Here is a 7,838-nt window from a genome sequence, read left to right as displayed (position 1 = left end):
CCACCGCCGCGATAACTTTCAACGACCAAGTTCAAATTCGGTAATGTTACGCTTTCACATTTTGCTTGATAGGGAATACCGTCGACAAAAATGTTAAAATATTTCAAAACTCTTGGTAAAACGGGGATAGCCATTAAAAAATCTCCTCTAAATAATCATTCACAATGCGTGAACGGAACGTGATGTGTTCTGCGGGTGTTGTGGGGGTGAATTCGACATTGAAATAGACTTTGCCGCTCTCAATGGCGCTTGCTGTGTTAAGCTCTAGATCAGGTGTACAGCGTCCACCAAGAATGGCGCCTTGTACTTTTAAATCACGCAAATAGGCATTGACGCTTTCACTGACATCATTCATGTAGGTCTTTTTGATATTGCGGTCGACAGCCCATAGATGCCCGCGCAAAATGGCATCATTGATCATATCTGCGGTGCGTACTACGGATAAGAAAGCAAACTTTGTATCACTTGAAAGGGTGCGATTACCCCAAAGACGATAACCATTTTCGCGGATAATTGTTGTGATGTTTTGTTCGTTAAGAAGGTTAGCGCGGCTTGATCGATCACCAATGGAAAAATCAATGGGGCGTGCAATACCAACAATGCCATTGATCACTTTATTGGAAGGAGAATGCCAAAAACCGTGTGTAAAATCAGTTTTGGCAATGACACCAGCAACTGCTGCACTTGCCGGCTGTTCTATGATCTTTCCATCACGATTCACCTTTACAAAAGGGTCAATAAGAATGACGCGTTTTGAATCAAAATCCTTTGCTGTGCTAAGGGCTGCTTCATCTGTGCTGTTTGGTGCATCAAGCACCACAATAGCACGCAGACGCTCGGCAATGCCAATGAGTTCTGCTGCGACGGGGTTGGCAGTTGCACCAGTTCCATTCTCTTCAATATTCACACTGGAAGGGCGTTGATGTGTAAAGCCTGGAGCGATGAGAATGCGTGGTGTTTGTCCTACAATGGATTGCGCTCCAATCAAAGCATGAACACCTTCATAAGCACCATTTGCGTTTACACCGCCAAGAACATTGGTGAGTGTTGCATTTTCATTGTCACCCTCGTTCACGCGCACGACAACAACAATGGCACCCACTTGCTTGAAAATGAGATCAAGGGCATTAGGTAGGGTGCCTTGACGCTTGCCTGTTTTATCCAGTTTAGCGGCTTGTGAAAGAGAGCCTGTTACCAAAACGGGTGTATTAAGGGGAAATGCTTGTTCATCGGCATCGGGTGCTGTGCCAACAATCCCGATAACTGCCGATTGAACTGCGCGAAGGGGGCGGGTGCCGTCGTCAACTTCAACGACTTCAACACCGTGTAGAAAACCTGTTGCCATACTTTATGCTCCTTTAAATGAGGGATGAATTAAAATGAATGGGAAAAATGAGGGGGTGATTGCTGTATTTGTTAGACTGGCATAATGATAAAAAATTATCGAAAATAGCTTGACATTATTTATGCAATGTGTATTTTCGAATCAGGTGCCTCAAAAACACCTTGACGATAAGCGGGTGGATTGCCGAAACAGTCTTTTTTCCGCAGATTAAAAGCTTTGACTCATTATATGCGTATAGCATATAAATGGCTTGTCGGGTGTGGTTACGCTATACAATACCCTTTGGGGGAAAGCATAACGACGGACTTATCGCCGTGTTTTTGAGCACCCGGCACTCTTTTATCGAGTGTCAATCAAAAACATTTAACGATAAGGAGTTCTCATGAACACTCTTATTCCAATATTGGAACAAATAATTGATCAGGAAACTGTTCAAACGGTAAACGCGCGTGATTTGCATGCGTTTTTAGAAGTAGGTAAAGATTTCTCTACTTGGATTAAATATCGCATAAACAAATATAATTTATTAGAAAATCAGGATTATTTAGTTTTCACCAATTTTGGGGAAAACCTTCAAGGTGGTCGTCCCTCTAAAGATTATCACCTTACCTTAAGCGTAGCCAAAGAGCTCTCTATGCTTGAAAATAATAAGAAAGGTAGAGAAGCTCGTTTATACTTTATCAAATGTGAACGGCTTTTGAAACAAGTAGTGACACCACAGATAGCCGCTCCACAAGTTGATTATTCCAAACCCGAAGCATTACTTGGTGTTTTGAATCACTTACAAAGTCAAATCGAGCAAAAGGATAACACTATTGCTGAATTGACTCCAAAAGCAGAAGCTTTAGAAGGCTTAAAACGCTCTGATGGTCTGTTTGGTCTTATCGAAGCCGCGAAGATGTTAGAAGTACGACCAAAAGATTTAACGGATTACTTGCGTAAACATGATTGGGTCTATCGACGTGCTCCGGGGGCGCCTCTGTTACCTTATCAGGATAAAATCAAGAAAGGCTTTATGGACTGCCCTGCTATCACCATTCAAAGACCAGATGGTACAGAAAAGGTACTCCCTTCAACGAAAATCACCTCCAGAGGATTGGCATGTTTAAGAGAGCAAATCCATGGAGGTGTGCAATGAAGATAGATACCAATTTCTTATGCGATTTGTGGTTGGCATTATCTCAATTTTCTAGACATGAAAATATGAATGATAAAGATTGTACAGCTCTGGTTGATACTATGAGTGTCATAGAAAAAGCTTTAATTTTAAAACTTCAAGATGAGATGCCAAGTATACTTAAAATCTTAATAGTTCTAACAGATTTTGGTGATTCAGAACTGCCGCATAGCATGGATCCTTTATTGCGCGCTTATGAACCAGATTTCGAGAACCCTATTAAAAAGGTTGCTTAAGTTCAAAAACATGACTTATCTCCTCGTCTTTAAGGGCGGGGAGAAGGTTACGAATGGCTATGTTCCATTTGCGTATTCATTTCGCTAGCTGTTAGTGTTGGAATAGAAGAGACATCAATGTCCCTCAAGGCATGCCATGTATCATAATTGGCTTGAAGCTGTAGCCAAAGGGCTGGTCCATTTCCTAACAATTTACCAATGCGAGCCGCTGTTACGGCTGTGACTGGACGTTCTCCTTTAAGGATACCGTGCAAGTGCTGGCGTGATATTTGAAGAATCCTAGCAATTTCGGTTTTGCTTGCATTTAAATGTTCTAAGGATTCAGCTAAAATTTCTCCTGGATGAGAAGGACAACGATTAGGATTACGTGTGGTCATGGATAGTTTCCTTTACAAATCTTAAAACCTTCAGTGGTATTGCTCTAGATCAACATGGTAAACGTGTCTGTCTTTAAATTCAAAAGTGATACACCAAGGACCATTGATATGAATTGTGTAGCGAGTTGGAGTAAAGCCTTTAAGCATATGAAAATTATAACCTGGTACATTGATATCACTAACTTGAGAAGCAGCGTCAAGGGCATCAAGACGGCGAATAATACGCTGTTGAAGCCTGCTATCAATCTTACTTTTTCCTGTTTCCCAGAGAGATTGGAGGTCTTTATTTTTAAATGTTTTGATCATAGCAAACTCAACAACTTTATTTTAAGTAAGATGTAATGTATTAAGTGACAATTGTCAACAAAAATGTTACAACTTAATATGATTGATGCCAACACTGTGGAACTACAAGAATTTAAGAAATGAATATCAAACCAATTCGTGCTGAGAGGGAGTACCAAGAAGCTTTAGAAATTGTGTCTGCAATGTTTGATAAGCAGCCAGAAGTTAATACTCCAGAATTTGATAGAATGAAAACTCTTGTTTTGTTAATTGAAGCTTATGAAACAGAACACTATCCTGTTTCTCCACCTCATGCGTAAAGAGAAGAATAGGTGCATGGAGGGGATAAATTTGCACGTTAACATCAAGGATTTTACAAACATACCAACGGCTGTCTGATCAAATATTGCTAAAAACTTAGATCCCTTGCCATTCTTAATAAAGTGAATACGAAGTTTAAATTCTATTGTCATTTTGCTCTCCAAATTAATGAAGAGACCATAACAATCATCTACACTCTCTCATAAGCCTGACACTGTCAGTAAAAAAGGGCTTTAAAGGGGACTTTATAAGAAGAAACTATACAGTTTATAAGCCATCAGACAATAAGTGTCCGTTTAGAAACTATCATTGTTTTTTATACCTGCATAAACCATTCATTCTTTCCACAATCTTATAAGGACAGCGCCATCAGCACCAGCACCGCTGTAATGCCCATCCCCGTTAGCACCAGCACCTCCACCCCCAAAACCACGCCCTGCTTTTCCTGAAGTATGGTAACCATCTCCCGTTCCTCCAGCGCCACCCCTTGATGTATCGCCCCCAGCATCACCTCCGTTACCACTCATTTCTGCATCAATTCCTTTCGTTCCAGCATAACCATTTCCGCCTTTGGCAAGTCCTAAGAGACCATCTGTTGCCCAACCAAAGTTCCCGCCAACTCCTCCAGTACCACCAGAACCTGAGTAACGGGATGATGGGCTGGAATAATAAGCACCTCCACCACCTTTTCCTCCTGTAGCTGTCATAAAATTTTTGCCAACGGTTGTTGTGCCTCCAGAATTTCCTGTCGCACCATGCTTTGCAACAGAAGTTCCTCCTTTACCAATGATGATATCCTCATGCCCGTTTAAACTGGCTTTATAGCCGTACCACACGGAACAACCTCCACCTCCTCCACCGCCGCCTAAGCAATAAGACCAAGAGCAACCACCACTACCGCCGCCACCCCAGGCTGTAATTTCGACTTTGGTTTTATCCGTGACCCAGTTGGGCCATTCAATTTTCCCATCTTGCGTATAAAGCAATTCAGCATCGGCAATAATGAGTTTATTAATCAAATCTTTTTTGATGTTTTTAATTTCCTGCTTGAGAATATCTATTTCTGATTTCGTATAAACAAGTTCTCCATCGACTCTCAAAGGTCCTTTAAGTGAGCTTCCGCTTGTACTTAAGTTAGTGATCATTTTGTTATTATGGGTAATATTCAATGATGTGTTTCCCAACAGTTCTAAGCCACCACTCATAGTGACTTTGCTGGTAAATTTATTGTAATTCTGCCACTCATTTGGACTTGTGAGGCGTCCATAGCTTGTCAGATCTTCATTAATCTTGGCTCTAAAATCATCAAGCCCCACAATATCTTCGGTTTTATGTTGATGTGCGCCTAACAGTGAGACAGCACTGCCAAAGGTGAAGTTATTATTGCTTGATTTATAGAGAACATAATTATTTGCGGCATCTTTTGCCCCCTCGATATCGCTTAAATCAGCAAATGAGAAGGTTTTATCGGCTGCCATTTTGCCTTTGAGAGCCGCTTCAAGATCGGCAACATCACTTATTGTATGCGTGTGTTTTAAAGGTGCTTTTCCCTCTACCTTTTCCTCAACAGCCAAAAGAGCTTGATCAATTTTGGTCAAGTTTTCCCGCAAGATTGGGAATTCAGAACTGATAAAGCGACCTTCTTTCGGCAATTCCATGTCGAGTTTTTTGGTTTTGGTCATCTCTGTTCTCCCATTATAATATGCCAGCGCCAAAATCGCTCACCATGGACCGTGCAGCAGGTCCACCGGTAAGCGTGAGTTTCAAGCGCGCTTGTTTGGCGCCTTTATCACTGCTGGTAAATTTTCGTTCTGTCCAAAGCGGTTCAGCGAGTTGTTCTGTTTCGTCAAGTTTCAAAGGGGTGAAAGCACCATCATCCAGTTGCATCTCCAGTGAAAAGGTTGCACCACCTGGTAAAAAGGTTTTGATATAGCTGGTCAATCTTGCTTTTTCACCAAAGGTAAAAGCACGGGTGACATAAGTGGCCGTTTTATGGATCTTGCCTGCAATCAATTGAACAGGAGCAAACAAAACAGGTGAGAGTTTCTCTGTCCCTTTGAGAATAGCGCGAAGCTTTACCTTTTCACTGATATATTCGGTAAGGCTTAGCAATTGAAAGGGAAGCAGTTGATAAATTGTGCCATTGTTTCGTTCAATTTCAAAGATGACAGAACAATCGCTTGAAGGCAATTCAATGGCTGCGCGTACTTGCAAATCAGAGCAGTCCACAAGGTCAAAGGTGCCTAAATCGACAATCTTTTCTGTTTGCCTATAGCGTGCCGCCAGCACTCGAAAGGCTAAGGCTTCATCTTGATGAGCGGTCCAGCTCCTAGCATTGACAGAAGAAAAGCGTGGACCGGTCACGTAAGGGTGGCTCGAGACGTATCTCTGGTGTTCTGCATCAAAATCCCCAAGCTTTGCCAGTGAGACAGAATGATCCGCATCATCGGTTTTAATGACAAAAGCAGTGAGACGGTCATTAGGGACTAACAAAGGGACATCATAGCGTGCCTCTGCCCAACCTAGCTTTGCGCCCTTCATAGAATAAAAGCTTTGTGCTTGAATATCGGCGGTCGGATAACCGTTTTCTGTAGTGACCAAATCAATCACCAAATCATGGTTCTCATTACCGATTTTGCAAAGATGAAAGTCAATACCGGTGATTTGCCGTGTTTCATCGGGGGTAAAGACTTGCGCTTGTGGGTCAAATTGCATCCATATTTTCACAGTGGTGGTGCGCCGCATCACTTTCACATCAATCAGACCTTGACCGGTAAAAAGCCCCGTTGCAATGGTTCCACCTTTCCCCCGTGCCACAACATTTTTTGTGCCAGCGGTGATGTTTTGTGGAATTTTAAAAGTTCCTTCAAGGGTGCCCTTGCTATCGGCAACAAGGCGGCTCGCTGGCAAAACATTCACACCATCAAAGATGAGGCTTTCTAATTGTTCTAACTTGCCAAAGCCTTCAATTTTAAAGTGAAGGGTAATTTGTCTTAAAAAGTCGGTTTGTTCTTGATGTGCATTGACCAAGTCATCACGCACTTCTGTGTTACGGATAGTTCTGCCGCGATGTTTTCCCATAATGATTTGATTGGTCACGCTTGAGAGCCAATCGGTGCGCTGTTCATGCCAGAAGTCTGTCGCGGGTTCAAGGGTTACTGTACCAGGCAAGGTCGCAAAATTTTGATAAGGATTGATTTTTTCGCAAGCCGTTGTCAACTCTTGCGCAATGATCACTTCATTTGTCCAGTCAAGCGTAACAGGCGCTTTTAAAGGAGCAGTGTAAAAGGTTGGGTCAATGGCAAGCTGTAAAATGCCGTTGCCTACAGCACCTGTTTGTTGAAAGCCTTCATCTCTGTAACTATCATCGAGAAAAGGGTCGGCAAACATGCCCTTTTTGGCAACAGGTTCTTTAGAGTCAACATTGCTTTTAATACGCTCTAATTGCATCAATCGATCAAGCGAAAGCACTCGTTGAAAATAGCGCCACATTTCATCATAGGGGGCAACACGGGTGCCATCATTAACCACAACCGGCGTTTCAAGCCAATTGTTGGTAATGGTTGCAAGGGACAACACATCATCAGGGACACTCGGTGCCATGGGATGATCTACTGAGATACCTTTGATGTAAACCACATTGCCCCCTGTGTTCAGTCCTATGCGGTCAATGCGGGGTAATTTGTAAGTGTAACTGACGATAATATCACCACCCTCCGCACCCCCTGAGACAGTGATTTCCTGCGCTGTTACCTTATCAGCCGTGATTTTTGCGCGATAGCGGTAAGTCACCTTATAGCTGCTCCCTGCTAAAGGTTCGTCTCCCACGGATGCCCAATCAATGGTGTCTCCTGTTTTTTTAAAATCTGTGCCTTCTTTAAATTCCTTGCTTCCTTGAACGACTTTAATAAACGCGGTGATGCTTTTATCAGGAACACCATCACGCCCTGCGGCAACCGCACCGCGGGTGACGTTAACGGTTTTTTCTTTTGTCAACAAAAGAGACTGAATATCGGCAAGAGGAAAATAATAGGGTTTAAAGGTGAAACTTGTTTTCCCTTTTGGGGGCGCAAAAATATGCGTTTCGCTAGGAACAA

The 7,838-nt window shown here is 42.6% G+C and carries 9 protein-coding genes; 3 read left to right on the top strand and 6 right to left on the bottom strand.

Annotated elements, in window-relative coordinates:
• Both ACFINL_RS09040 and ACFINL_RS09035 read right to left on the bottom strand, forming a co-directional pair.
• The coding region (locus ACFINL_RS09040) for a phage major tail tube protein (RefSeq protein ID WP_375651432.1) at window positions 1-134 on the bottom strand (134 nt) is incomplete at its 3' end.
• Window positions 134-1,345, bottom strand: coding sequence for a phage tail sheath subtilisin-like domain-containing protein (locus ACFINL_RS09035; RefSeq protein WP_375651431.1), 1,212 nt, complete (start codon window positions 1,343-1,345; stop codon window positions 134-136). The genes ACFINL_RS09040 and ACFINL_RS09035, both read right to left, overlap by 1 nt.
• Before the next feature lie 382 nt (window positions 1,346-1,727).
• On the opposite strand from ACFINL_RS09035, the gene ACFINL_RS09030 reads away from it, so the two are divergent.
• Both ACFINL_RS09030 and ACFINL_RS09025 read left to right on the top strand, forming a co-directional pair.
• The gene (locus ACFINL_RS09030) at window positions 1,728-2,483 is read left to right on the top strand and encodes an antA/AntB antirepressor family protein (RefSeq protein WP_375651430.1); all 756 of its coding nucleotides are present in this window, start codon (window positions 1,728-1,730) and stop codon (window positions 2,481-2,483) included.
• Window positions 2,480-2,758 (top strand): hypothetical protein, encoded by a 279-nt coding sequence (locus ACFINL_RS09025; protein WP_375627783.1) that lies wholly within the window; start codon window positions 2,480-2,482, stop codon window positions 2,756-2,758. The genes ACFINL_RS09030 and ACFINL_RS09025 overlap by 4 nt, the downstream gene beginning before the upstream one ends.
• Window positions 2,759-2,805: 47 nt before the next feature.
• Here ACFINL_RS09025 and ACFINL_RS09020 read toward each other — a convergent pair whose 3' ends face one another.
• Window positions 2,806-3,135, bottom strand: coding sequence for a HigA family addiction module antitoxin (locus tag ACFINL_RS09020; RefSeq protein WP_375627782.1), 330 nt, complete (start codon window positions 3,133-3,135; stop codon window positions 2,806-2,808).
• Window positions 3,136-3,165: 30 nt separating this feature from the next.
• Window positions 3,166-3,441, bottom strand: coding sequence for a type II toxin-antitoxin system RelE/ParE family toxin (locus ACFINL_RS09015; RefSeq protein WP_273791641.1), 276 nt, complete (start codon window positions 3,439-3,441; stop codon window positions 3,166-3,168).
• Window positions 3,442-3,560: 119 nt separating this feature from the next.
• Here ACFINL_RS09015 and ACFINL_RS09010 point away from each other — a divergent pair, with 119 nt between their 5' ends.
• Window positions 3,561-3,740 (top strand): hypothetical protein, encoded by a 180-nt coding sequence (locus ACFINL_RS09010; protein WP_375621862.1) that lies wholly within the window; start codon window positions 3,561-3,563, stop codon window positions 3,738-3,740.
• A gap of 336 nt (window positions 3,741-4,076) precedes the next feature.
• On the opposite strand, the gene ACFINL_RS09005 is transcribed toward ACFINL_RS09010, so the two are convergent.
• Window positions 4,077-5,423 carry a Bgr_08870 family protein gene (locus tag ACFINL_RS09005; RefSeq protein ID WP_273791643.1) on the bottom strand — a complete coding sequence of 449 codons (1,347 nt, stop codon included), beginning with the start codon at window positions 5,421-5,423 and terminating at the stop codon, window positions 4,077-4,079.
• Window positions 5,424-5,436: 13 nt separating this feature from the next.
• On the bottom strand, window positions 5,437-7,838 hold a 2,402-nt coding region (locus ACFINL_RS09000), incomplete at its 5' end, for a DUF4815 domain-containing protein (RefSeq protein ID WP_375651429.1).

The organism is Bartonella sp. AA78NXGY (assembly GCF_042197005.1).
GTDB lineage: Bacteria > Pseudomonadota > Alphaproteobacteria > Rhizobiales > Rhizobiaceae > Bartonella.
This window is presented reverse-complemented; position numbering and strand designations above follow the sequence as displayed.

Coding starts and splice junctions, on each gene's coding strand:
- ACFINL_RS09035 (WP_375651431.1), bottom strand. CDS start 1,345: ATGGCAACAGGTTTTCTACACGGTGTTGAAGTCGTTGAAGTTGACGAC.
- ACFINL_RS09030 (WP_375651430.1), top strand. CDS start 1,728: ATGAACACTCTTATTCCAATATTGGAACAAATAATTGATCAGGAAACT.
- ACFINL_RS09025 (WP_375627783.1), top strand. CDS start 2,480: ATGAAGATAGATACCAATTTCTTATGCGATTTGTGGTTGGCATTATCT.
- ACFINL_RS09020 (WP_375627782.1), bottom strand. CDS start 3,135: ATGACCACACGTAATCCTAATCGTTGTCCTTCTCATCCAGGAGAAATT.
- ACFINL_RS09015 (WP_273791641.1), bottom strand. CDS start 3,441: ATGATCAAAACATTTAAAAATAAAGACCTCCAATCTCTCTGGGAAACA.
- ACFINL_RS09010 (WP_375621862.1), top strand. CDS start 3,561: ATGAATATCAAACCAATTCGTGCTGAGAGGGAGTACCAAGAAGCTTTA.
- ACFINL_RS09005 (WP_273791643.1), bottom strand. CDS start 5,423: ATGACCAAAACCAAAAAACTCGACATGGAATTGCCGAAAGAAGGTCGC.